Source organism: Micromonospora violae (genome assembly GCF_004217135.1).
In the GTDB taxonomy this organism is placed as follows: Bacteria; Actinomycetota; Actinomycetes; order Mycobacteriales; family Micromonosporaceae; genus Micromonospora; species Micromonospora violae.
Map to the genome: position 1 here is coordinate 2061551 of NZ_SHKK01000001.1, position 22173 is coordinate 2083723.

General features: G+C 73.1%; 21 protein-coding genes. 15 read left to right on the forward strand and 6 right to left on the reverse strand.

Annotation, left to right across the window (positions count from 1 at the left end; genetic code table 11):
* The first annotated feature begins 1 nt into the window (after position 1).
* The 11 genes from EV382_RS09385 to EV382_RS09435 all read left to right on the forward strand — a co-directional run bounded on the left by EV382_RS09385 (position 2) and on the right by EV382_RS09435 (position 10373).
* A complete protein-coding gene (locus tag EV382_RS09385) occupies positions 2 to 484 on the forward strand; it encodes a phage tail protein (RefSeq protein ID WP_030327509.1) in 483 nt (160 codons plus the stop codon).
* Entirely contained in the window at positions 459 to 1727 is a 1269-nt protein-coding gene (locus EV382_RS09390) for a hypothetical protein (protein ID WP_130401183.1), read from the forward strand. The genes EV382_RS09385 and EV382_RS09390 overlap by 26 nt, the downstream gene beginning before the upstream one ends.
* The gene (locus tag EV382_RS09395) at positions 1727 to 2620 is read left to right on the forward strand and encodes a CIS tube protein (protein WP_244236605.1); all 894 of its coding nucleotides are present in this window, start codon (positions 1727 to 1729) and stop codon (positions 2618 to 2620) included. Before EV382_RS09390 ends, EV382_RS09395 begins: the two co-directional genes overlap by 1 nt.
* Positions 2617 to 4209, forward strand: coding sequence for a contractile injection system protein, VgrG/Pvc8 family (locus tag EV382_RS09400; protein WP_130401184.1), 1593 nt, complete (start codon positions 2617 to 2619; stop codon positions 4207 to 4209). Before EV382_RS09395 ends, EV382_RS09400 begins: the two co-directional genes overlap by 4 nt.
* On the forward strand, positions 4209 to 4547 hold the full coding sequence (locus tag EV382_RS09405; protein WP_130401185.1) for a hypothetical protein: 339 nt from the start codon (positions 4209 to 4211) through the stop codon (positions 4545 to 4547). The genes EV382_RS09400 and EV382_RS09405 overlap by 1 nt, the downstream gene beginning before the upstream one ends.
* Positions 4544 to 4978, forward strand: a complete 435-nt coding sequence (locus tag EV382_RS09410; protein WP_130401186.1) for a GPW/gp25 family protein — start codon at positions 4544 to 4546, stop codon at positions 4976 to 4978. Before EV382_RS09405 ends, EV382_RS09410 begins: the two co-directional genes overlap by 4 nt.
* Complete coding sequence (locus EV382_RS09415; protein WP_130401187.1) at positions 4975 to 7641, forward strand: putative baseplate assembly protein; 2667 nt, start codon at positions 4975 to 4977, stop codon at positions 7639 to 7641. Before EV382_RS09410 ends, EV382_RS09415 begins: the two co-directional genes overlap by 4 nt.
* On the forward strand, positions 7622 to 8137 hold the full coding sequence (locus tag EV382_RS09420) for a phage tail protein (protein WP_130401188.1): 516 nt from the start codon (positions 7622 to 7624) through the stop codon (positions 8135 to 8137). Before EV382_RS09415 ends, EV382_RS09420 begins: the two co-directional genes overlap by 20 nt.
* On the forward strand, positions 8134 to 9063 hold the full coding sequence (locus EV382_RS09425) for a carbohydrate-binding protein (protein WP_130401189.1): 930 nt from the start codon (positions 8134 to 8136) through the stop codon (positions 9061 to 9063). The genes EV382_RS09420 and EV382_RS09425 overlap by 4 nt, the downstream gene beginning before the upstream one ends.
* Positions 9060 to 9521, forward strand: coding sequence for a hypothetical protein (locus EV382_RS09430; RefSeq protein WP_130401190.1), 462 nt, complete (start codon positions 9060 to 9062; stop codon positions 9519 to 9521). Before EV382_RS09425 ends, EV382_RS09430 begins: the two co-directional genes overlap by 4 nt.
* Before the next feature lie 84 nt (positions 9522 to 9605).
* A complete protein-coding gene (locus EV382_RS09435; protein ID WP_130401191.1) occupies positions 9606 to 10373 on the forward strand; it encodes a hypothetical protein in 768 nt (255 codons plus the stop codon).
* On the opposite strand, the gene EV382_RS09440 is transcribed toward EV382_RS09435, so the two are convergent.
* From EV382_RS09440 to EV382_RS09465, 6 genes are read right to left on the reverse strand one after another with little or no spacing between them, the layout of a single operon-like run.
* On the reverse strand, positions 10336 to 11244 hold the full coding sequence (locus EV382_RS09440; RefSeq protein WP_130401192.1) for a DUF6807 domain-containing protein: 909 nt from the start codon (positions 11242 to 11244) through the stop codon (positions 10336 to 10338). The genes EV382_RS09435 and EV382_RS09440 overlap by 38 nt on opposite strands.
* Entirely contained in the window at positions 11241 to 11921 is a 681-nt protein-coding gene (locus EV382_RS09445) for a hypothetical protein (RefSeq protein ID WP_208758353.1), read from the reverse strand. Before EV382_RS09445 ends, EV382_RS09440 begins: the two co-directional genes overlap by 4 nt.
* 22 nt (positions 11922 to 11943) lie before the next feature.
* Positions 11944 to 12843: a carbohydrate ABC transporter permease gene (locus tag EV382_RS09450; protein ID WP_130401193.1), complete on the reverse strand. Its 900-nt coding sequence runs from the start codon at positions 12841 to 12843 to the stop codon at positions 11944 to 11946.
* Positions 12843 to 13826, reverse strand: coding sequence for a carbohydrate ABC transporter permease (locus EV382_RS09455; protein ID WP_130401194.1), 984 nt, complete (start codon positions 13824 to 13826; stop codon positions 12843 to 12845). The genes EV382_RS09450 and EV382_RS09455 overlap by 1 nt, the downstream gene beginning before the upstream one ends.
* Before the next feature lie 31 nt (positions 13827 to 13857).
* On the reverse strand, positions 13858 to 15204 hold the full coding sequence (locus tag EV382_RS09460) for an ABC transporter substrate-binding protein (RefSeq protein ID WP_130401195.1): 1347 nt from the start codon (positions 15202 to 15204) through the stop codon (positions 13858 to 13860).
* Between the two features lie 19 nt (positions 15205 to 15223).
* A complete protein-coding gene (locus EV382_RS09465) occupies positions 15224 to 16354 on the reverse strand; it encodes a LacI family DNA-binding transcriptional regulator (protein WP_130401196.1) in 1131 nt (376 codons plus the stop codon).
* A gap of 236 nt (positions 16355 to 16590) precedes the next feature.
* On the opposite strand from EV382_RS09465, the gene EV382_RS09470 reads away from it, so the two are divergent.
* The 4 genes from EV382_RS09470 to EV382_RS09485 are packed head-to-tail and all read left to right on the forward strand — an operon-like array spanning position 16591 to position 22162.
* On the forward strand, positions 16591 to 17919 hold the full coding sequence (locus tag EV382_RS09470) for a Gfo/Idh/MocA family protein (protein ID WP_130401197.1): 1329 nt from the start codon (positions 16591 to 16593) through the stop codon (positions 17917 to 17919).
* Between the two features lie 21 nt (positions 17920 to 17940).
* Complete coding sequence (uxaC, locus tag EV382_RS09475) at positions 17941 to 19377, forward strand: glucuronate isomerase (RefSeq protein WP_130401198.1); 1437 nt, start codon at positions 17941 to 17943, stop codon at positions 19375 to 19377.
* A complete protein-coding gene (locus EV382_RS09480) occupies positions 19374 to 20678 on the forward strand; it encodes an enolase C-terminal domain-like protein (RefSeq protein WP_130401199.1) in 1305 nt (434 codons plus the stop codon). Before uxaC ends, EV382_RS09480 begins: the two co-directional genes overlap by 4 nt.
* Positions 20669 to 22162: a mannitol dehydrogenase family protein gene (locus tag EV382_RS09485; RefSeq protein ID WP_130401200.1), complete on the forward strand. Its 1494-nt coding sequence runs from the start codon at positions 20669 to 20671 to the stop codon at positions 22160 to 22162. Before EV382_RS09480 ends, EV382_RS09485 begins: the two co-directional genes overlap by 10 nt.
* Positions 22163 to 22173: the final 11 nt, after the last annotated feature.

The following is a 22173-nucleotide window of genomic DNA, read 5'->3' on the forward strand; positions in this document are numbered from 1 at the left end:
CATGCCCACCACCGCCACCCCGCAGCCCGGCGCCCCGGTCGACCCGTACCGGGCGTACAACTTCCGACTGCTCATCAACGGGGTCACCAACGGCCACTTCACCGAGATGACCGGGTTGGAGGTGAACATCCCCGGGCAGCCGTACCGGGAGCACGGTCTGGGACGGATGCGGATGGTGCCCGGCCAGGCCGAGTACGAGCCGGTGACGCTGCACTTCGGCCTCACCGCGTCCCGCGAGCTGTGGGACTGGGTGAACGCCACCGCGCAGGGCACCCTCAACCGGCGCAACGTCTCCGTGGTGCTGCTCGACTCGGTCGGAACGGCTGAGGTGTTGCGCTGGAACCTGATCGACGCCTGGCCGACCCGTTGGCGGGGCGCCCACCTCAACACCCTCAGCCACGAGATCGCCATCGCCTCGCTGACCCTGCGCTACGAGGGCCTGGAGCTGGAGACCGGCGGTGCCACCGCGCCGACACCCGCGTAGCTGGCTGGCGGGCCGGCTGCGCTCGGCGGCCGGGGCGCTGCAACGCCTCGCCGGGCGGGTCGAGCCCGCCGCGCACCGCCCGCCGCCGCTGCCGGAGCAGACGCCGGTGGCGACACCGCGCCGTTTCGGGGCGCCTCCGCAGCACTGGCTGGACCTGGTCGCCGCGCACGCGCCCGGTCTGCTGCACGACCTGGAGCTCGACGCCTCCCGGGGCGGCAACGTCGAGGCCGGTGCCGGCGACGGTGGGCACGGCGAGTCGTCGGGTCCTGTCGACGCCGCGTCCCCGGTCGCGGACGGCGGGTTCGGTAGGCCGGGTCGCCCGTCGCGCTCCGCCGACCAGCCCGACGGTACGCAGAGCAGGGTCGTGAGCCCGTCCGGCGGCGGGCCGGCGTCCCACTCCGACACGTCCACCCGGCCGGACGTGACAACCTCGCCGGGCGGGCCGGCGGGACCGGACGCGGTGCCTCCGGTACGACCGGCGAACCGGGGCACCACCACGGCGGTCGACGCGAGCAGGCCAGCGCGATCGGACGGGCCCCCGCGGCCGGTCCCCTCGATGGTCGTCAGGCCGCACCATGCGCCGAGCGGCCACCCCCACCCGCCGGAGGCCGTACCGGCCCGAAGCACCCCACCCCCGCCCCTGGACGCACCCTGGTCCGGCGCGGTCGGCCACGGTCACCGACGGTCCACGGGCTCGTCCCCCGCACGATCCACCGCCGAGGAACGCTCGCGTGGTCGCGACGGGGTCCGGGCCGAGGCGGACCGCCCGCCCCGGGAGGATCAGCACGGGTACGCGGCCGACCGGCCGGACGACGCGCCGAGCGCGGGCCGGTCGACGCGGGTCGACGCGGTGCCGGCCGGTGTGCCGGCGCACCTGCGGCTGGCCTGGCCGAACCCGGTCGGGGTCGACGCATCCTGGATCGGGCCCACCGCCCCGGGTGGCGGGCGCACACCGACCATCGGGCGCGAGCACCCGGCGGGGGTCGTGGACGGTGGGCCCTGGCTGGCCCTGCCCGGCGAACCGGTACCACCCGGACCATCGGGCGCGCTGCCCGACGGCGGGGCGAGAACGCTCGGCCGCCACCGCGCGACGGGCGTCGACGGGCCGCCGCCCACCGTGGCGGCGGGCGGCGTCGATCCGTGGCCGGCGCTGCCCGACGACAGCGCGCTGTGGTCGGTGACCAGCGCGGCGCTGGACACCGACCAGCTGACCCGGCTGGACCGGGAACAGGCGGGTGACTGATGGAACGCGTCGCCTTCCTCATCGACTCCTCGGGCGTTCGGGTGGACTGCCTGCTCAACCCGGAGACCGTGCAGGTGACCCGGCTCGCCGGCGTCCGCCAGCGGGGTGCCGGCGGTGGGCAGCTCACCGGGTCCGGCCTGGCCGACGACCCGCTGGTCTTCACCGGCGGCGGCCGTACCGAGTTGGTGCTCGACCTGCTCTTCGACGTCGACTTCGTGGAGGCGCAGCTGCGCCCGGCCGACGTTCGGGTGCTCACCCGCCCGCTGTGGATGCTGGCGGAGAACTCGACCGCGGAGCACGGTTGGCTGCGACCGCCACTGGTCCGGTTGGTCTGGGGCAAGACCTGGAACGTGCCCGGCGTGATCATCGCGGTGGCGGAACGCTTCGACGCGTTCACCGGCACCGGGTCGCCCCGACGGTCCTGGCTGCGACTCAAGCTGGTCCGCGCCGCCGAAACGGCCGATCAGGCCGAGGCCGGCTTCGCCGAGGAGTTGGCCGCCGCGAGCACCCCGACCGCCGCGCCGGGCAGCGCGGTGATCGCCGCCGGTGACGGCGCGGCCGAGCCGGGACGTTCCGGGGTGCGTTTCGACCTGCTCGCCAACGACGCGCTCGGCTCGCCGCTGCGCTGGCGGCTGCTGGCCGAACACAACCGGATCACCGATCCGCTCGCCGTACCGGCCGGCACCACCCTCGCCGTCCCACCGACCGCTCCCGGCGGATCGACCGTCGGCGGGTCGGTGACCGGGCTGGCTCGGACGGTGGCCGACGCGGTGGGCGCGGGCGCGTCGTACCTGGGCGCGGCGATCGCCGGCGCGCCCGGGTCGTGGGGCGCCACCACCGGCCCGGCCGGCGCAGGACCGGACGGGCCCGGCAACCCCGGAGGTACGCCATGACCAGCATCGCGCCCCGGGCGTTGACCGTTCTGCTCGACGGCGTCGAGGTGGTCGGCGCGGCCCGTCAACGAATCCGCTCACTGCGGGTGGCGGCCCGCCTCGACCAGCCCACCCAGGCGGAGTTGGTGCTCGCCACCACCGCGGGGGCCGGCGCGTTCGACCCGGCGGTACGCCCCGGCACGACCCTCGACGTACGGCTGACCGACCAGGCGGACGCCCTGTTCACCGGTGAGGTCACCTGCGTGGAGGTGGAGTACGCCCCCGACGGGGCGGCGGTCCTGCGGCTGCGCGCGTACGACCCGCTGCACCGGCTGCGCAAGCGGCAGGGGTTGCGGGTCTTCACCTCGGTGACCGCCGTCGAGCTGGCCCGGGAGCTGTGCGGCGCGGCGGGGCTGACGGTGACGGCGGAGGACGACGGCCCTCGGCTGGAGCGGCTGCTCCAGCACCGGCACAGCGACCTGGAGTTGCTGCGTGAGGTGGCCGGCCGGGCCGGGCTCCACCTGGCCGCCGACGGCGACGGCGTCCGGCTGGTAACGCTCGCCGGTTACGGGGAGCCGATCGCGATGACGCTGGGCAAGCAGGTGCACCGCCTGCGGCTGTCCACCAACACCGACCAGGCCAGTGGGGCCAGCGCCGCCCTGGGTTGGCACCCGCAGCGGGCCGAGGTGATCAGCCAGCAGGTCGACGAGGCGCGCTGCGGTCGACCCGCCGACGACCGCCCCGACCCGGCCGACGTGGGTGCCGACGGCGTGCGCACCGTGGTGGACCAGCCCGGCCGCAGTGACGACGAGTTGGCGGCGCTGGCCCAGGCCCGACTGGACACCCGGGCGGCGGCGCTGGTCACGGCCGAGGGGGTGGCCGAGGGCGATCCGGCGCTACGACCGGGCCGCCGCGTCGACCTCGGCGGGGTGCCCGACCCGGTCGCCGGGGCGTACGTGCTGACCGAGGTGGTGCACACCGTGGACGGTGACGGGCACCTGACCCGCTTCTCCACGGTCCCGCCAGCCACGCCCGCGCCGCCGACCGGCGGCGCGGTGGTCACCCTCGGCACCGTCACCGACGTCGCGGACCCCGACGGGCTGGGCCGCGTCCGGTTGACCCTGCCGGCGTACGGGGACCTGGACGCCGGTTGGCTCGCCGTGCTCTGCCCCGGTGCCGGGCCGGGCAAGGGTCTGGTGGCGCTCCCCGATCCGGACGACACCGTGCTGGTGGTGCTACCCGGCGGCGAACCGGCCTCGGGCATCGTGCTCGGTTCGCTGTTCGGCACCGTCGAGCCGTACGACGCGGGCATCGACGACGGCAAGGCCCGCCGCTGGACGATGCGCACCGCCGGCGGACAGTCGATCGTCGTCGACGACGTGCGCCGCAGCCTCCGGCTGGCCACCGAGGGCGGCAGCTTCCTGGAGTTGACCCCCGACCTGGCCACCCTGCACGCGGCGTCCGACCTGGTGATCTCCGCACCCGGGCGGGCGATGGTGGTGCGCGCCCGCAGCGTGGACTTCCTGCACGCCGTAGCGACCGAGGACCCGACCACCGCGGCGGAGCAGGCCCGAACGCCTGCCCGCGCCCACCACGAAGGAGGCGGCTGATGCGCTGGATCCACCGGGACTCGGTGATCACCTGCGATCACGACGGCCGGGTCGAGAACCGACCGTCGCGGCAGTGGGTGAGCGTCACCGGGGTGCCCGTGCTCGTCGACGACGACCCGGAGGGACGAAAGATCGTCGCCTGCCCGAACTACGGCCCCACCATCAAGCCGTGCACGACGACGCTGACCGTGCGGGTCGGCTACAGCGACTGGATCCGCGTCGACGGGCACCGGGTGGTGCTGTCGCACCTGGAGGGGTTCACCAACGGCACACCGCCGGGGCTGGTCAAGCACACGGTGCGCGACCCCGCTCAGGGGTTCCTGGGGGCGGACCGATGAGGGCCTTCCGCTTCGTCGGCGCCGGCTTCGACGCCGGTCGTAGCGGCGGGTTGGCGCTCACCGCGGCCGGCGGCCTGGCGATGACCGAGGGCGACGAGAGCGTACGGCAGGCGCTGTTCCTGCTCCTGTCGACCACACCGGGCGAGCGGTTGATGCGACCCGGGTACGGGTCCCGGCTGCACCGGTTGGTCTTCGCCCCCAACGACGACACCACGGCCGGTCTGGCCATCCACTACGTCCGGCAGGCCATCGCGCGGTGGGAGCCCCGGGTCGAGGTGATCGACACCGACGCCGGGCCGGACCCGGACGACGCGTGGCGGTTGGTGATCCGGTTGGACTACCGGGTGCAAGCCAGCCTGACACCCGGGCAACTGGTCTTCTCCGTTGACCTGCTCCCGGCCGACGAGCCCGCCCAGGGAGGAGCGTCATGACGCTGCCCGTGCCGCATCTGGACGATCGCGGCTTCCTCGACCTGGTCACCGAGGCCCGGGAGCGGATCCGGCAGTCCTGCCCGGCGTGGACCGACCTGTCGGCGCACGACCCGGGCATGGCGTTGGTGGAGACGTTCGCGCACCTCACCGAGGTGATGATCTACCGGTTGAACCAGTTGCCGGAGAAGGCGTACGTCTCGTTCCTGAACCTGCTCGGGGTCACCCGGCACGCACCGACCGCGGCCTGGGCGGACGTCCGGTTCACCCGCACCGGCACCGACCGTGCGGCGGTGCGGATCCCGGCCGGGCTACGGGTCGCGGCGGCCCGCGGCGCGGACCCCCGGCCGGTCGTGTTCGTCACCACCGAACCGACGCTGCTGCCCGCCGACGAGACGTCGGTGACGGTACGGATGCACCACTGCGAACCGGTCGAGGCGGAGCTGCTCGGTGTCGGCACCGGCCAGCCCGGGCAGGTGCTGCGCGCGGCGCACGCGCCCCTGACGCACACGGCCGAGGCGCTGGACCTGCTGCTCGGCGTGGAGGTGCCGGCCGGCACTGTGGAGCTGGGCGCGGCGGCCCGCGAGCACGACGGTCGCACGTTCGAGATCTGGCAACCGGTGGACAGCTTCGCCGGGCTCGGCCCGCAGGCCAAGGCGTACCTGGTCGACCGTTGCTCGGGCACTGTCATCTTCGCCCCGGCCCTCGATCTGCGACCGGCCGCCGGGGCGACGCCGGTGGCCGAGGCCGCGCCGGCCGGGTCGACGCCGGTGACCGTCGCGGCGGTGCCGCCGGCCGGGCGGCAGGTCCGGCTCTGGTACCGCGCCGGCGGCGGGCCCACCGGCAACGTGGCGGCGGGCACGCTGACCAGTCTGCGTGACCCGCTACCCGGGGTACGCGTCGACAACCCCGCCCCGGCGGCCGGCGGCCGGGACATGGAGGCGCTGGAATCGGTACTGCTGCGCGGCCCGTACGAGTTCTTCGCCCAGCAGCGCGCGGTCACCGCCCGCGACTTCGAGGTCCTCGCGACCAGTTCCGGGGCGGTGGCGCGGGCGCGGGCGTTCACCCGCGCGGCGGTGTACAGCTTCGCCCGACCGGGCGAGGTTGAGGTGGTGCTGGTGCCGTACGTGCCGGAGGCGGCCCGGCCAGGTGGTCGGCTGCCGGTGGCGGTGCTGCGCGAGCACGAGGTGCCCGAGGCGCGCCACCGGGTCGAGGCGGACCTGGAGGAACGCCGGATGGTCGGTATCCGCTCCCGGGCCACCTGGGCCCGGTTCAAGGCGGTGTCGGTACGCGCCCGGGTGGTGGTGCGCCGCGAGGAGGACGTGGACGCGGTCCGTCGCCGCATCCACGACCGGCTGCACCAGACGTTGAGCCCGCTGCCCACCGCGCTCAACCCAACCGGTTGGCCGTTCGGGGAGCCACTGCGGGCGTCCAACGTGTACCGGCTGCTGGAGCACGCCGAGCCGGGGGTGCGCTACGTCGAGTCGGTGCGGTTCGTGGTCGACGAGGCCCCCGACGCCGACGTCCGTGCCCTCGCCGTGGACCAGTACCAGCCGCGCACCTGGTATGCCGGGCGCGGTCCGGTGCTGTTCCGCTCCAGCAACGGCGGCGCGGGTTGGGAACCGGCCGGTCGCTTCGACGACGAGACGGTGCTGCGGGTCGCGCCCGCGCCCGCTCCGGTGCGGCCGGGCATCGTCGCGCGGGCCGGCTCGGTGGCCGTGGTGACGCTGCGCGCCTCGGGCGGCTCCCGGGTGCACCTGAGCACCGACCTGGGTGAGACCTGGTCGCTGCTCACCGACCTGGATTCGCGGATCTCCGACGTGGCCTGGCTGGACCGCGACGGCGCGGGCGCGCTGCTGGTGGCCACCGACACCGGCCTGTACGAGGTGTCGCTGCTGCCCGGGGCGGTGCCGTTGCAGATCCTGGTCGACCCGTCCGACGCCGACCGGGGCTTCTACGCGGTCCGCACGTTCGTCTCCGAGCGGGGCGCGCCGGGTGTGGCGGTGGCCGCCCAGGCCAGCTTCGGGGTGTACCTGTCGACCAGCGGCGGTCGGCCCGGCAGCTTCACCCACGTCGGTCTCGCCAACGTGGACAACCGGGTCCTCGCGGTGCAGTACGACGGCCCGGCCACGCTGCTGTGGAGCGGCGCCGGTGAGCCGGACCCGAGGAAGCCCGGCCAGGGCTGCCACCGCACCCGACTGTTCGAGTCGGACGTGAAGTGGCAGTCGATGCAGTCCGGGTGGCTCGGCGGCACCTGCCGGGACCTCGCCTTCGCCGGTCAGCAGGCGGTGGCGGCCACGCAGAGCGGCGGGGTGCTGCGGTTGGACACCCTGGCCGCGCAACCACAGTGGCAGGCGGTGTCGGTCAACTGCGGGTTGCCGTTGCGGGACCGGACCCGGTTCGTGCCGGTCGACGCGATCGCGGTGAGCGGCCCGACGGCCGGCGGCGCTACCGGCGGGGGCGCGACCGGCGGCAGCGGCGCGGCGGAACGGCTCATCCTGGCCAGCGGCGAACGCGGCGTGCACCGCAGCGCCGACGCGGTCACCTGGACGCCCAGCGCCAACCAGGCCACCGCCGACGTGGTGACAGTCCCCGACACCTGGCTGCTCTGCTCCGGCGAGCACGACATCGAGGTGGTGCGCCAGGATGCGACGCTCGGCGATTGAGCGGCTGCTGCCCGCCGCCTACCAACGGGCCTGCGTGCCGGGCAGCGTGCTCTGGGCGCTGCTCGACGTGATGGAGGGGTTGCACGCCCCGGACGAGGCGATCCTCGCCGAGGTCGACGCGCTGTTCGACCCGTACCGGGCACCGGACGGGCTGGTGGTGCGGTTGACCCGCTGGGTGGCGATGGACCACGTGGTGGCCTCGCCCCGGCCGGACGCCCCGCTGCCGCTGCCGGTGGGTCGGCTGCGGGACCTGGTGGCCAACGCCGCCCTGCTGGCCCGGTGGCGCGGCACCCCGTACGGGATCCGTCGGGCCCTGGAGCTGGCCACCGGGACGTCGGGCTTCACCATCGACGAACCCGCCGAGCAGCCCTTCCACGTCGTGGTGCGGGTGCCGGCCGCCGCCGCCGACCAGCTCCCCGTGATCACCCGCATCGTCGAGGCGGAGAAGCCCGCCTCGGCCACCGTCGAGATCGTCCTGGAAGAGGAGCCGTCATGACCACCGAGTGGGCGGTCGTCGCCGCCGCCGAGCAGTTCACCCTCGACCCGCGCAACAGCGGCGAGCTGACCTTCACCGTCTCCAATCCGGGCAACGCGCCGGACACTGTGGTGTTCGACGTGGCGCCCGGCGACGGCTCCCAGCGGGGGTGGTTCACCGTCACCGAGCCCCAACGGGTGGTGCCCGGCCAGGGTTCGGTGTCGTTCCTGGTCAAGCTCGCCGTACCGGCCGGCACCCCGCCCCGGCGCTACGACATGACCGGGTTCGCGTACTCGGCGAACACCGCGCCGGAGGAGAGCTCCCGCTCCAGCGGCCGGGTCACGTACGAGGTGCGGGCGGTCGCGCCGCCACGGCGTACCCCGTGGTTGTGGATCGCCGCCGCGGCGGCGCTGGTGCTGGTGGTGGTGACCGTGGGGGTGGTGTTGCTGACCCGCGGCGGCGAGCCGACCCCCGGAGAGCCGCGGGTGGTCACCGTCGAGGCGGAGAGCCTGGTGTCGGGTGCCGTGGTGGAGTCGCCGAGCAAGAGCGCGGCGAAGGTGGAGGAGCAACCCAACTGCTGCGGGGTGGTCTGGTCCGGCGACAAGCAGTTGTTCTTCCAGGGGCTGGCCATCGGTGACAAGGTCACCGTGACGGTGCAGATCCCGGCCGACGGCACCTGGCGTTTCGCCGCGGTCCGCACCACCTCCTTCGACTACGCCAACACCGTCTTCACGATCGACGGCAACCAGGTCGGCGGCACGTTCCTCGGCTTCAGCCCGACGGTGCGCACGACGGAGTTGCTGGACGTCGGCTCGGTCCAGCTCAGCAAGGGCCCGCACCAGGTCACCCTGCTGGTGGTCGGCAAGACGCAGGGCACGAACCGCTACTTCGCGGGCATCGACGAGATCCGGTTCACCGAGATCGTGGCGCAGGCCGTGGCGCGATGAGCGGTGGGCAGAAGGCACTGCTGGGTTTGCTCGCCGTCCTGCTGGTGGCGGTGTTCGTGGTGGCGGTCGGCGTGGGCCGTGACGACCAGGGCGATCCGGGGGCCCGACCCGGGTTCATCGACCGGTTGGGCGCGCTGGCCGGCGAACGGTCCGCTGTCGATCCGGCGACGGTCAGCGCGGACTGCGCCGACGAGACAGGCCGGCTGGAGTTCTCGGGCACCTGCCGGCTGCGGGTCGCCGACCCCGGTGCGCTGCGCACCCTGGTGCTGCGCAGCGCGACGCGGTTCACGGTCGTCGCCCCGGCGCCCGGCGACGCCGACCTCACCATCCGCGACGAAGTCGAGCCAGCGGCGGACGGCACCGGCGCGGTGGCGAAGATCGCCGTCGACCAGGCCACCGAAGTGGGCCTGGTCTGCCCCGGCCTGGGCAGCTGCACGGTCGTCGTGGCCACCACCTGAGCCGACCTGGAGTGGATCGTCGTGACCCACGACCTGGACTGGATCGTCGTGACCCACGACCTGGACTGAGAGGAAGGTGCCGCCGTGGGTGACCTGCGCAAGCCGTTCCTGCTGATGGCCATGCTCGCCATCGTCCTGGCGATCGGGGTGGAGCTGGGTGCCGGATTGCTGCTCGGCGGTGCCGACGCCGGTGCGGCCCTCGCGGACAGCGCCGGCGCGCTCGACGTGGAGATCGACGACGTCTCCGGGGTGAGCGAGCCGTCCGGCCGGGGCACCGGCTACCTGGCGTTGATCGACGCCGTGGCGGTCTGGAGCACCGGGCTGTTCTGCCTGGGTCTGTTGCTGCCCGAGCGCGTCCAGGGTCGGATGCAGGGCGTCGCCAGCCTGATCTTCTCGATCATCCTGATCATCGTCGGGCTGATCGCGCTGGTCGTCGCGTTCGTCGAGCTGATGATCATGGTGTCGCTCTTCCTGGCCGTGCCGTTCGGCACCCTGGCGTACCTGGCGCTGTGGGGGTTCTTCCCGGTCGGTGAGGCGGCGGTGCTGCTCGGCCTGGTGCTGCTGCTCAAGCTGGTGTGGGCCGGGATGCTGGTGCTGGCCCAGCCGCGGTTCCTGCAGAACAAGGGCCTCGTCCTGCTGATCCTCACCACTCTGCTGTGCACGGTCGTGCTGGAGTTCCTGCACAACCTGGTGCCGGTGATCCTGGTCAGCATCGTCGACGACGTGGCGGCGCTGGTCTTCGCGATCATCGCGATCATCTGGGGCCTGGTACTGCTCATCGGCTCGATCCCGGCGATCGTCAAGGCCATCCGGGTCACCGCCGCCCTGCCAGCCCGAGCCGCGTCCCGTTGAGGCGGGCCAGGGCGGCGGCACCGTCGCGGTCGAGGGTTCCGTCGGCCACCCACACCCGGTACTGGCCGTGCCGGCTCCCGCCGGCCGGCACCACCGCCGGCCGGTCGAACGCGAACGCCACACAGACCCCCGGATACATCCCGGTCCGCACGAACCACCGGTCGCCGCGGCCGAGACCCGCGAACACCAGGGTGTACGCCCCGCCGCCCGACCGCACGCCGGTCAACGCGAGCCACGGTGCCGCGGTGCCGTTCACCGCCCCCTCCCCGGCGGCGTCGGCGGTGAACACGGCCGCTTCGCCGTCGGCGGCCGCCCGCCAGAAGAAACCGCCGTAACCAGCGCCACCAGGGCGACCGTTGGTGGCCGGGCTGCCCAGGCGCACCTCCCGGTCGTCCGGGGCGACCAGGACGGACTCCACCTCGAGCCGCCAGGCGTCCGGCGCGACCACCGACGCGGTGAGCCACCTGCGCTCGGTCAGCAGCACACCGCCGGCCCGGTCGCGCCACTGGAGATCGTGCGCGTACCGGCCCGGGGACCGCTCGACCTCGCCGGTGTGCACGATGACGCCGTGGTCGTCACGCCAGGTGTAGCCGACGTCGCGCACGTAGGTACGCCCACCCCAGAGGTTGCTGCCGTTGACGTCCTGCACCGCGAGGGATGCGCCGAGGTGCCACACGTGGTCGGCGGGGAGCGCGTCGGTGACCACCGTGCCGCCGAGGGTGCGGACCGGGTGCAGGTACGGTCGGGGCCCGTGCCGCACGTCCAGCCCCGGGTCGAGCAGGTACTCGGCCACCTCGGTGGCCCCGGCCGCCAGCCGTACCGACTCCCCCACCCCGGCCGTCAGCCGTACCGGCTCCCCCGCCCCGGTCACGGCAGCTCCCGGCGGCCGATGCCGGCGGCCGAGACCGACCGGCGGACGGTGGGCCCGGCTGCCCGCTGCGGGTTGGCGGTGGAGTCGGCCGGGACCGGCCGGCGGGTGGCGACGGCGTGCAGGGCGGCCACGGTGTAGCCGGCGAGGATCGGCACCGCGACCGGGGTGACCAGGACGGTGAGCAGCCCGGCCAGCGCGACGACCCCGGTGAGCGCCGCCCAGCGGGTGGGCGCGTCGAGGCAGGCGCGGGCCGCGGACCGGGCCGAGGCCCGCCACCGCCCGCCCCCGTTGCCGCCCACCTCGACGACGACCAGCCCGGCGTACCCGGCCAGGCCGGCGGCGATCAGCGCCGTCACCAGCAGCGCCGGCGGGCCGCCCGGCACCCGGCCGGTGGCCAGCGCCGCCAGGTCGGCGGCGAGCAGCGCGGCGCCGACGAGCGCGAGCAGGCTGACCGGCACACCGGGCAGCACCGCGCGGCCGAACCGGCGCACGGTCGTGCGCGCCGACGGCCAACTGCCGGTACGCGTCCAGTCCTGCACGGCCGCACTGGCCGTGCCCGCCGCCGCGGCGGCGGTGAGCAGCGGCACCGCCGCGAGGGTCAGCAGGATGCCCAGCAGTGCGAGGTCGGCGGCGTCGCGGGCGACGTCGCGCCAGTCCCGCCGAGCGCCGGTCTCCACGGCTTCGGCCCGTGCTGTTGGTTCAGCCCTTGATGCCACTGGTGTTGATCCCCTCGACGAGCATCCGCTGGAACGCGACGAAGAACAGGAAGACCGGCAGCAGCGACAGCACCGACATGGCGAACATCGGTCCGACCGCGCTCTGGCTGGTGGAGTCGATGAACAGGGTCAACGCGACCGGCACGGTGTAGTCCTCCAGTTGGGACAGGAAGACCAGTTGGCGGAAGAAGTCGTTCCAGGTCCAGATGAACGAGAAGATCGCCGTGGTGACCAGCGCGGGGCGGCTCAGCGGCAGGATGATGTGCCGGAAGATGCCGAACGGGCCGGCGCCGTCGATGCGGGCCGCCTCGTCCAGTTCCCGGGGGACGCCGCGCATGAACTGCACCATGAGGAAGACGAAGAACGCCTCGGTGGCCAGGAACTGCGGGATGAGCAGCGGCAGGTAGGGCCAGTCGCCGCCGACCAGCCCGAGCGTGCGGAACAGGATGTACTGCGGCACGATCAGGACGTGCTGGGGCAGCAGCAGCGTGCCGATCATGACGGCGAACCACATGCCGCGCAGCCGGAACCGCAACCGGGCGAAGGCGTACGCGGCCAGCAGGCAGGAGAGCCCGTTGCCGACGACGGTGAGCAGGCTGACCATCGCGCTGTTGAGGAAGAACCGGCCGAAGCCGACGTCGAAGTTGGACCAGCCGGCGGTGTAGTTGCCCGGGGTGAACCGCTCGGGCAGCAGCCCGACGTTGTTGACGATCTCCTCCTGGGACTTCAGCGAGGTGCCCACCATCCAGATCAGCGGGTAGAGCACCACGGCGACGATCGCCACCAGGATCAGCAGCCGCAGCACGGGCCGTCCGCTGGGCCGTCGGCGCGCGGTCGGCGGCGCTGCGGTCGGCGCGTCGGCCGTCGGGGTCACCGTCACCATCACCGCTCCTCCCCGTCGGAGTAGTGCACCCAGAACCGTCCGGTGCTGAAGAAGACCGCGGTGATGACCGCGATGGCGAGCAGGAACACCCAGGCCATCGCCGAGGCGTAGCCCATCTCGAGGTCGGTGAAGCCGGTGATGTAGAGGTTCAGCGTGTACATCAGGGTGGAGTCGACCGGGCCGCCGGTGCCGTTGCTGAGCACGAACGCGGCGGTGAAGCCCTGGAAGCCGTTGATGGTCTCCAGCACCAGGTTGAAGAAGATGACCGGGGAGAGCATCGGCAGGGTGACGTTGCGGAACTGGCGCAGGCGGCCGGCCCCGTCGACCGACGCGGCCTCGTACAGCTCGGTGGGCACCTGCTTGAGCCCGGCCAGGAAGATCACCATCGGTGCGCCGAACTGCCAGATGGCCAGCACCATCAGCGTCTCCAGGGCCCAGTCCGGGTCGTTGACCCATGGTTTGCCGGTGATGCCGAAGAGACTCAGCAGCGAGTTGAACGCGCCGTCGCGGTTGAACATGTTGACCCAGACGATGGCCAGCGCGACGCTGCCACCGAGCAGGGACGGCAGGTAGAACAGCCCGCGGAACAGCCCGACGCCACGCCAGGCGCGGTTGAGCAGCAGCGCCACGCCGAGCGCCGCGGCCAGCTTCAGCGGTACGGCGATCAGCGCGAAGGTCACTGTCACCCGCACCGCGTGCCAGTACGACGGGTCGGCGGTGAACATCCGTTCGTAGTTGGCCAGCCCCACCCACTGGACCTCGGAGAACGGGGTGAGGATGTCGTAGTTGGTGAAGCTCAGGTAGAGCGACAGCAGCATGGGGACCGCCGTGACACCCATCAGGCCGATGAGCCACGGCGACAGGAAGACGTACCCCGCCAGACCTTCGCTGTGCCGGAAGCGTCCGGGCCCACGCCGAGAGGCGTGGGCCCGGGCTGATCCGGGGCCGCGTCGGGTCGGGTCGGGCGCCGTGGTCAACGCCACGAACAGCTCCTCTCCTCGCCTCGCGCGGCGGTCAGGCGATGGCGGACGTGCACGCCTCGACGAACTGGGTGGCGGCCTCGGCGGGGGTGGCGCGACCGTACTGCGCGTTCTCGGCGGCCTTGATCAGCTCGGACTTCACCTTGCTGTGCCCCTTGATCGGCACCTGCGGCGACTCGCCGAACTTCTGGGTCAGCTCCGCCTCGACGGCGATCGACTGCTTCATGGCCGGGTCGGTGGTGTCGTCGCTGACCACGCGGCGTAGGTCCAGGTTGGACGGGAGGCCGCGGTCGGTGCCGAGCAGCTTGACCGCCTCCACGTCGTTGTTCAGGAAGTTGATCACGTCGACCGCGACGTCCTTGTGCTTGCTGCCCTTGAAGACCGACCAGTACATCGAGGCCCGGGCCCACTGCGCGCTGGGGTCACCGGGGTAGGCGATCACACCCAGCTCGTCCTTGGTGTTCTTCTTCAGGTCCGGCATCTGGTTGGCCCAGACCCAGGAGGTCGCCGACTTGCCGGTGACCACCAGTTGCTTGGTGACGTCGCTGGAGTTGCCCTCGTGGATGACGTCGGCGGTCGGGGTGGCCTTGCGGTCCCGGGCGCCCTTCCACAGCTCGAACCACCTGGTCACGTCCTCGGCGGTGAAGCCCAACTCCTTGCCCCGGTAGAGGTCCTTGCCCTGTTGGCGCAGCCAGACCCAGAGCGCCTTGTAGTCGGCGCTCGGGTCCTGGGTGCCGGGCACCTTGGTCTTCGCGGTGACCTGCTCGGCCCAGGCGATGTGCTCCTCCCAGCTCATCCCGGTGGTCGGCTCGGGCAGGTTGTGCTTGGTCAGCAACGTCTTGTTGTAGACCAGGCCCTGGGTGTTCTCCCCGGCGGCCAGGCCGGCGAGCTTGCCGTCGACCACGCCGTACTGCCAGAGGCTCTTGGGGAACTTGGAGGTGTCCAGCTTCCCGGACTCCTGGTACGAGGTGAGGTCGAGCGTGGTGTTGCGGGCCGCGTACTCGGCCAGGTAGTTGTCGTCGATCTGGAACAGGTCCGGGGGGTTGCCGCCGGCGGTGAGCGTGGCCAGCTTGTCGAAGTAGCCCTGGTTGGCCTGCCAGGTCTTCTCGAAGGTCACGTTGGGGTGCTTCTTGGTGTAGAGGGCCAGCGCGTCCTCGGTCAGCTTGGCCCGGGCGTCACCGCCCCACCAGAAGATGGACAGCTTGACCGGCGCGTTCGGATCGGCGGCCGTGCCGTCGTCTCCGCAGGCGGCGGCGCCGAACATCAGCGGTGCGGCGACCGTCACGGCGAGCAGGCCACGCAGGAGGCGCCGCCGAGGCAGCGGGGTACGGTGGGCGCGCCCGTCGGGCGCGTCAGTGGTGGGGGGCGTTGCGGGGTGCATGTGCGCTCACTCCTCGGCATTAGGAGGCGACGGCGTCACCGGTGGCCGCGGTCGGGATGCCCGGGCCCGCAGGGCAATGCGGGTCCGGGCCATGTGGTGCGGCCGGGGGACGTGCCGGTCGGGCGTACGGGCCCGGGCCGGTCGAGTCGCGGATGACCAGGTCGGTCTGGAGCATTACCTGTGCGGTGGTACGACGGACGCCGAGCGCCGTGCCGGCACCGGACCCCCGCGCACCGCGCGGTGACTCGATGTCCTGTTGCAGCAGCATGTCGACGGCCGTCCGGCCGGCGGCCCCGGTGGGTGTGGCCACCGTCGTCAGTTTGGGGCGGGTGAGCCGGCTCAGGGTGATGTCGTCGACCCCGACGACGCTCACCTCCTGCGGCACCCGGACCCCGAGCGCGTCCAGTCCTTCGATCAGGCCGATCGCCATCAGGTCGTTGTAGGCGAGCACCGCCGACACGCCGCTGCGTCGCACCTGCTCGGCGATGGCGGAGCCGCCGACCTCGGTGGGCGCGTTGGGGCCGAGCACGGTCAGCTCCGCGCCGCCGGCCCGGGCGGCCGCGCCGGCGGCACGGCGCATCTCCCGGTTGGTCCACGAGCTGCGGGGGCCACCGAGCAGCGCGATGCTGCGGTGTCCCAGGCCGACCAGGTGCTCGATCGCCGAGCGGGCGCCCTGCCCGACGTCCATCAGGACGCAGGGCAGGCCGGTCACCTGGCGGTTCACCACGACCAGTGGCACCTCGCGGCTGAGCTGTTCGATCAGGCTGTTGCTCATCCGGGGGCTGCACAGCAGCACCCCGTCCACCTGTTTCGCCAGCGCGTGGACCAGCTCTTCCTCGGCGGTCGGGTCCTCGTTGGTGTCGGCCACGAAGACGTGGTAGTCGCGGTGCCGGGCCTGACTCTCCGCCGCCTTGATCAGCGGTGGGAAGAACGGGTTCGCGATGTCCGCGATGATCAGCCCGATGTTGTGCGTGCGCCCGGTGATCAGGGCCCGGGCGGCGCGGTTCGGCCGGTAGCCCAGGTCCTCCGCGCACGCCAGCACCCGGACCCGGGTCTCCGGGTTGACCAGGTGCGGGGCGGAGAAGGTGCGGGACACGGTGGAGATGTGCACACCGGACGCCCGGGCGACGTCCCGGATGGTGACTGGCACGGCGGCCCCTTCGTCCGATGTGGTGGCGGTCACGTGGGTGTGGCCCATTAATGCAAACGGTTGCGCCAGTGTCAACGGCCAATGGTTACGGTTTTGCGGCACCCATGCTCCACTTGGTGATCTGCTACCCCACGAAAACTGACATATGACGCCGATCCCGCCGCCGTCGTTGACGCGATCGGATCGATCGTGATTACTTCATTGCAAACCTTTGCAGCGCCACGGGAGGCGACCGCATGTCATCGAGAGCCGCCGGACGGGTCCGCTACGCCGTCGTGGGCACCGGCGCGCGGGCGGAGATGTTCGTCCGGGCGCTGGTGCTCGACCACGCCGACACCACCGAACTGGTCGCCTTCGCCGACATCAACCAGGCCCGGATGGACGCGCACAACCGCTGGTTGGGCGAGCTGGGGCACCGCCGGGTGCCCACGTACCCGGCCAGTGACTTCACCGCCATGCTCGACTCCGAGCGCGTCGACGTCGTCCTGGTCACCAGCGTGGACGTCACCCACGACGAGTACGTGGTGGCCGCGCTGCGCGCCGGCCGGCAGGTCGTCACCGAGAAGCCGATGACCGTGGACGCGGCGCGCTGCCGGCGGATCCTGGACACGGTGACCGAGACCGGCGGTCGGGTCACGGTCGCCTTCAACTACCGCTACAACCCGCTGCACGAACAGGTCCGCCGGCTGCTCGCCGACGGCGCGGTCGGCGAGATCGGGTCGGTGCACTTCGAGTGGCTGCTCGACGTCCGCCACGGCGCCGACTACTTCCGCCGCTGGCACCGCGACAAGGCCACCTCGGGCGGGCTGATGGTGCACAAGGCCAGCCACCACTTCGACCTGGTCAACTGGTGGCTGGCCGCCACCCCCGTCGAGGTGTACGCGGCCGGCCGGCTCTTCTTCTACGGCGCGGACGGTCGCCGGCACGGCTACGCCCGTGACTACGAGCGGGCGTACGGCTCCCCCGCCGCCGCGGACGACCCGTTCGCGTTGCGGCTGGACGCGCACCCCCGGCTGCGCGAGCTGTACCTCGACGCCGAGGCCGAGGACGGCTACCAGCGCGACCGCAACGTCTTCGCGCCCGGGGTGAGCATCGAGGACGACATGGCGGTGCTGGCCCGCTACTCCACCGGCGCGACCATGACCTACCACCTCACCGCGTACGCGCCGTGGGAGGGCTACCGGGTGATGGTCAACGGCAGCCGGGGTCGACTGGAGCTGGACGTGGCCGAGAACGACTTCGTCGACCGGGGCACCGCCGGCGCGGTCAAGGGTGCCGCCCTGCACGGCACCGAGTCGCCGCCCGAGGGCGGGAGTGCGACGCTGACCCTGCGCCCGTTCTGGGCCCCGCCCCGGCAGATCCCGGTGCAGGGTCGTAGTCGGCACGGGCACGGCGGCGCGGACGCCCGGATGACCGGGGTGCTCCTCGGCGGTCAACCCGACCCGTTGGACCGCGCCGCGACCGCCGACGACGGCGCGTTGGCCCTGCTCACCGGCCTGGCCGCCAACCGGTCCTTCGAGACCGGTCAACCCGTCCGCGTCGCCGACCTGCTCACCCCCCGCTGACACGACGAGGAGCCGCACCCCGTGCCCACGTTCGACCACACCGACCTGCTCCTGCCCCCCGAACCGGGCCAGCGCGCGCTGGCCCGGGACCTGTACGCCCTCGCGGCGGAGCAACCCATCATCTCGCCGCACGGGCACGTCGACCCGGCCCTGCTCGCCGAGGACCGCCCCTTCCCGGACCCGGCGCAGCTGCTCATCGTGCCCGACCACTACCTGACCCGGATGCTGCTCAGTCAGGGCGTACCCCCGGCGGACCTGGGGGTGCCCACCCGCGACGGCAGCCCGGTGGAGACCGACGGTCGGGTGATCTGGCGGCGCTTCGCGGCGCACTGGCACCTGTTCCGGGGCACCCCGTCGCGGCTGTGGCTGGAGCAGACCTTCCGCACCGTGTTCGGGGTGCACACCCCGCTTCGCCCGGCCACCGCCGACGCCGTCTACGACGAGATCGCGGCGCGGCTCGCCGAGCCGGACTTCCGGCCCCGGGCGCTGTTCGAACGGTTCGGCATCGAGGTCCTCGCGACCACCGAGTCGCCACTGGACGACCTCGCGCAGCACGCCAAACTCGCCGCCGACGGGTGGGGCGGGCCGGGCGGCCGGGTGGTCACCACATTCCGACCGGACGACGTGGTGGACATGGAGTTCGAGGGCTGGTCGACGAATGTGGACCGGCTCGGCGACCGGGCCGGCGAGGACACCGGCACGTACGCCGGTTACCTGGCCGCGCTGCGGGCCCGACGCGCCGCGTTCATCGCCGCCGGCGCGACCTCCTCCGACCACGGCCACCCCACCGCGCGCACCCTGGACCTGACCCCGGCCGAGGCCGAACGGCTCTACGACCGGGGCCGGCGCGGCGAGGCCGACGCCGCCGACGCGGAGGCGTTCCGGGCGCACATGCTCGTGGAGTTCGCCCGGATGTCGCTCGACGACGGCCTGGTCATGCAGCTGCACCCCGGCGCGGTCCGCAACCACAACCGGTGGTTGCACGCCCGGCACGGCCGCGACGTCGGTGGTGACATCCCCCAGGCCACCGAGTACGTGCACGCGCTCGCCCCGCTGCTTCAGCGCTACGGCAACGACCCCCGACTGACAGTGGTGCTCTACACCCTCGACGAGGACACCTTCACCCGTGAGCTGGCCCCCCTCGCGGGCGGGTACGCCGCGCTGCTGCTCGGCGCGCCCTGGTGGTTCCTGGACTCCCCGGAGGTGCTGCGCCGGTTCCGGGAGGCGGTCACCGAGAGCGCCGGCTTCTACAACACCGCCGGGTTCGTCGACGACACCCGGGCGTTCTGCTCCATCCCGGTACGCCACGACGTGGCCCGCCGGGTGGACGCCGGCTTCCTGGCCCGCCTCGTCGCCGAGCACCGGCTGCCGATGGACGAGGCCGCCGAGACCATCGTCGACCTGGCGTACCGGCTGCCCAAGCGGGTCTTCAACTTCGGAAAGGGACAGACTCGATGACGGTGCGGATCACCTCGGTCGAGGTGCACGACGTGCGGTTCCCCACCGCAGCCCGGGGCGACGGCTCCGACGCGATCAACCGGGGTGACTACTCGGCGACGTACGTGGAGTTGGGCACCGACGCCGGCCCGAGGGGCGCCGGGTTCACCTTCACCAACGGCCGGGGCAACGAGATCACCTGCGCGGCGGTGCGGGCCCTGGCCCACCACGTGCGGGGGCGCACCATCGAGGAGATCGCGGCCGAGCCGGTGGCGTTCTGGCGCTCGCTCAGCGCCGACGTGCAGCTGCGCTGGCTGGGCCCGGAGAAGGGCGTCATCCACATGGCGACTGGCGCGCTGGTCAACGCGGTGTGGGACCTGCGGGCCACAGTGGCCGGCAAGCCGATGTGGCGTTTCCTCGCCGAACTGCCCACCGACGACCTCGTGGCCAGCGTCGACTTCCGGCACATCACCGACGCGCTCACCCCGGACGAGGCGGCGGCCATCCTCGACAAGGGACGCGACGGGCTGGCCGACCGTCTCGCCACCCTCGACCGTGACGGCTTCCCGTCGTACACCACCTCGGTCGGGTGGCTCGGCTACCCCGACGACAAGGTGCGGGCGTTGACCCGGCAGGCGTACGCCGACGGCTGGCGGGCGATGAAGATGAAGGTCGGCGGCCCGCTCGCCGACGACCTGCGGCGGGCGCGGATCATCCGGGAGGAGATCGGCCCGGACGCGCTGTTGATGATGGACGCCAACCAGGTCTGGGACGTCGACGAGGCGATCACCGCGATGGCGGCGCTGGCCGAGGTGAACCCGTACTGGATCGAGGAGCCCACCCACGCCGACGACATCCTCGGGCACGCCCGGATCGCCCGCGCGGTGACCGAGTTGACCGCCGGCCGCTGTCGGGTGGCCACCGGTGAGGTGGCCGCCAACCGGGTGGTCTTCAAACAGCTGCTCCAGGCCGAGGCGATCGGGGTGATGCAGGTCGACGCCGCCCGGGTCGGTGGCGTCAACGAGGTCCTGGCCGAGCTGCTGCTCGCGGCGAAGTTCGGCGTGCCGGTCTGCCCGCACGCCGGCGGCGTGGGCCTCTGCGAGTACGTCCAGCACCTGGCGATCTTCGACTACCTGCGGGTGGGCACCGGCCTGGAGGGCCGGATGATCGAGTACGTCGACCACCTGCACGAACACTTCGTCGATCCGGTACGGACCCGCGGTGGCCGCTACCTGCTGCCCGAGCGGCCCGGTTACAGCGCCACCATGAAACCCGCGTCGATCGCGCAGTTCCGCTTCCCGGACGGCCCGGCATGGCGGTGACCGTCGGCGCGTCCCGGCTCGGCCTGGGCATGCTGCGCCGGCTGCCCGCCGAGGCCCGCCCCCTGATCCGGCCGGGTACGGTGCCGACGGGCGTCGTGCACCTGGGGCTGGGCGCGTTCCACCGGGCGCACCAGGCCGTCTTCACCGAGGCGGCGGTCGGCGCGGCCGGCGGTGACTGGGGCATCGTGGGCGTCGCCCCGCGCAGCACCGCCGTGGTCGAGGCGCTCGCCGCGCAGGACAACCTGTTCAGCGTCAGCACGCTCTCCGCCGCCGGCAGCACCACCCGGGTGGTGGGTGCGCTGAGCGGCGTACGACACGCCCCCCGCGACCCGGACGCCGTGGTGGCGCTGCTCGCCGACCCGGCGGTCCGGGTGGTGACCCTGACCGTCACCGAGAAGGCGTACCAACTCGACCCGGTGACCGGTCAGCTGTGCCCGGACGCGGCGCTCGCCGCGGACCTGGCCGGCGGGGCCCCGCCGCGCACGGTGCCGGGATTGCTGCTGCGCGGGCTGGCCGCCCGGGCCGCCGCGGACGCCGGGCCGGTGGCCCTGGTGAGCTGCGACAACCTGCCGGCGAACGGTCGACGACTGCGCGGCATGCTCGACCAGGCGGTCGGCCGCGCCGGCGGCGTGCCCGCCGGGCTGGTCGAGTGGGTGGCCGGCAACGTCACCTGCCCGGGCACCATGGTGGACCGGATCGTGCCGGCCAGCACCCCGGAGACGATCGAGGCGGCCCGCCGGGCGCTCGGGGTGACCGACCTGGCCGTGGTGGCCGCCGAGCCGTACGCGCAGTGGGTGATCGAGGACGACTTCCCCGGCGGACGGCCGGGGTGGGAGCACGCCGGGGCGGTGCTCACCGACGACGCCGGCCCGTGGGAGCGGTTGAAGCTGCGCACCCTCAACGGCGTGCACTCGGCCATCGCGTACCTCGGGGCGTTGGCCGGTCGGGAGACGATCGCCGAGGCGCTGGAGATTCCGCACCTGCGCGACGTGCTGCGCCGGCTGATCGCCGAGGACGTGGCGGCCAGTTTCACCCCACCGGACGGGGTCCGGGTGGTCGACTACGGCGAACAGGCCCTCGCCCGGTTCGGTAACCCGGCGATCCACCACCGCACCCTGCAGGTGGCGATTGACGGCTCGCAGAAGCTGCCGCAGCGCGTCCTGCACACCATCGCCGACCTGCGCGCGGCCGGGCGGTCCGCGCGCTGGGGTGCGCTGGTCGTGGCGTCCTGGTTGCGCTTCGCGCTGGGGTACGCCGACGACGGCCGGCCGTTGCCGTTCCAGGACCCCCTGGCGGGGCCGATCCGGGCCGCGCTGGACGAGGGGGCGCAGAGCCCTGCGGGCGCCGTCGACGCGGTCTTCGCGCTGCGGGAGGTCATTCCGGTGGAGGTCGCCGAGGACGAGGAGGTCCGCGCCGATGTGATCGGTTGGCTGACCGCGTTGGAACGGCACGGTGTCGAAGCCACCCTGGCGGGCGCCCGGTGACCGGGCCGACA

Excerpts from the sequence above, each read along its gene's own strand:
- EV382_RS09415 (WP_130401187.1), top strand. The coding sequence starts at position 4,975 with ATGACGCTGCCCGTGCCGCATCTGGACGATCGCGGCTTCCTCGACCTG.
- EV382_RS09480 (WP_130401199.1), top strand. The coding sequence starts at position 19,374 with ATGACGGTGCGGATCACCTCGGTCGAGGTGCACGACGTGCGGTTCCCC.
- EV382_RS09485 (WP_130401200.1), top strand. The coding sequence starts at position 20,669 with ATGGCGGTGACCGTCGGCGCGTCCCGGCTCGGCCTGGGCATGCTGCGC.
- EV382_RS09400 (WP_130401184.1), top strand. The coding sequence starts at position 2,617 with ATGACCAGCATCGCGCCCCGGGCGTTGACCGTTCTGCTCGACGGCGTC.
- EV382_RS09425 (WP_130401189.1), top strand. The coding sequence starts at position 8,134 with ATGACCACCGAGTGGGCGGTCGTCGCCGCCGCCGAGCAGTTCACCCTC.
- EV382_RS09405 (WP_130401185.1), top strand. The coding sequence starts at position 4,209 with ATGCGCTGGATCCACCGGGACTCGGTGATCACCTGCGATCACGACGGC.
- EV382_RS09450 (WP_130401193.1), bottom strand. The coding sequence starts at position 12,843 with ATGGTGACGGTGACCCCGACGGCCGACGCGCCGACCGCAGCGCCGCCG.
- EV382_RS09430 (WP_130401190.1), top strand. The coding sequence starts at position 9,060 with ATGAGCGGTGGGCAGAAGGCACTGCTGGGTTTGCTCGCCGTCCTGCTG.
- EV382_RS09385 (WP_030327509.1), top strand. The coding sequence starts at position 2 with ATGCCCACCACCGCCACCCCGCAGCCCGGCGCCCCGGTCGACCCGTAC.
- EV382_RS09410 (WP_130401186.1), top strand. The coding sequence starts at position 4,544 with ATGAGGGCCTTCCGCTTCGTCGGCGCCGGCTTCGACGCCGGTCGTAGC.
- EV382_RS09460 (WP_130401195.1), bottom strand. The coding sequence starts at position 15,204 with ATGCACCCCGCAACGCCCCCCACCACTGACGCGCCCGACGGGCGCGCC.
- EV382_RS09395 (WP_244236605.1), top strand. The coding sequence starts at position 1,727 with ATGGAACGCGTCGCCTTCCTCATCGACTCCTCGGGCGTTCGGGTGGAC.
- EV382_RS09420 (WP_130401188.1), top strand. The coding sequence starts at position 7,622 with ATGCGACGCTCGGCGATTGAGCGGCTGCTGCCCGCCGCCTACCAACGG.
- EV382_RS09470 (WP_130401197.1), top strand. The coding sequence starts at position 16,591 with ATGTCATCGAGAGCCGCCGGACGGGTCCGCTACGCCGTCGTGGGCACC.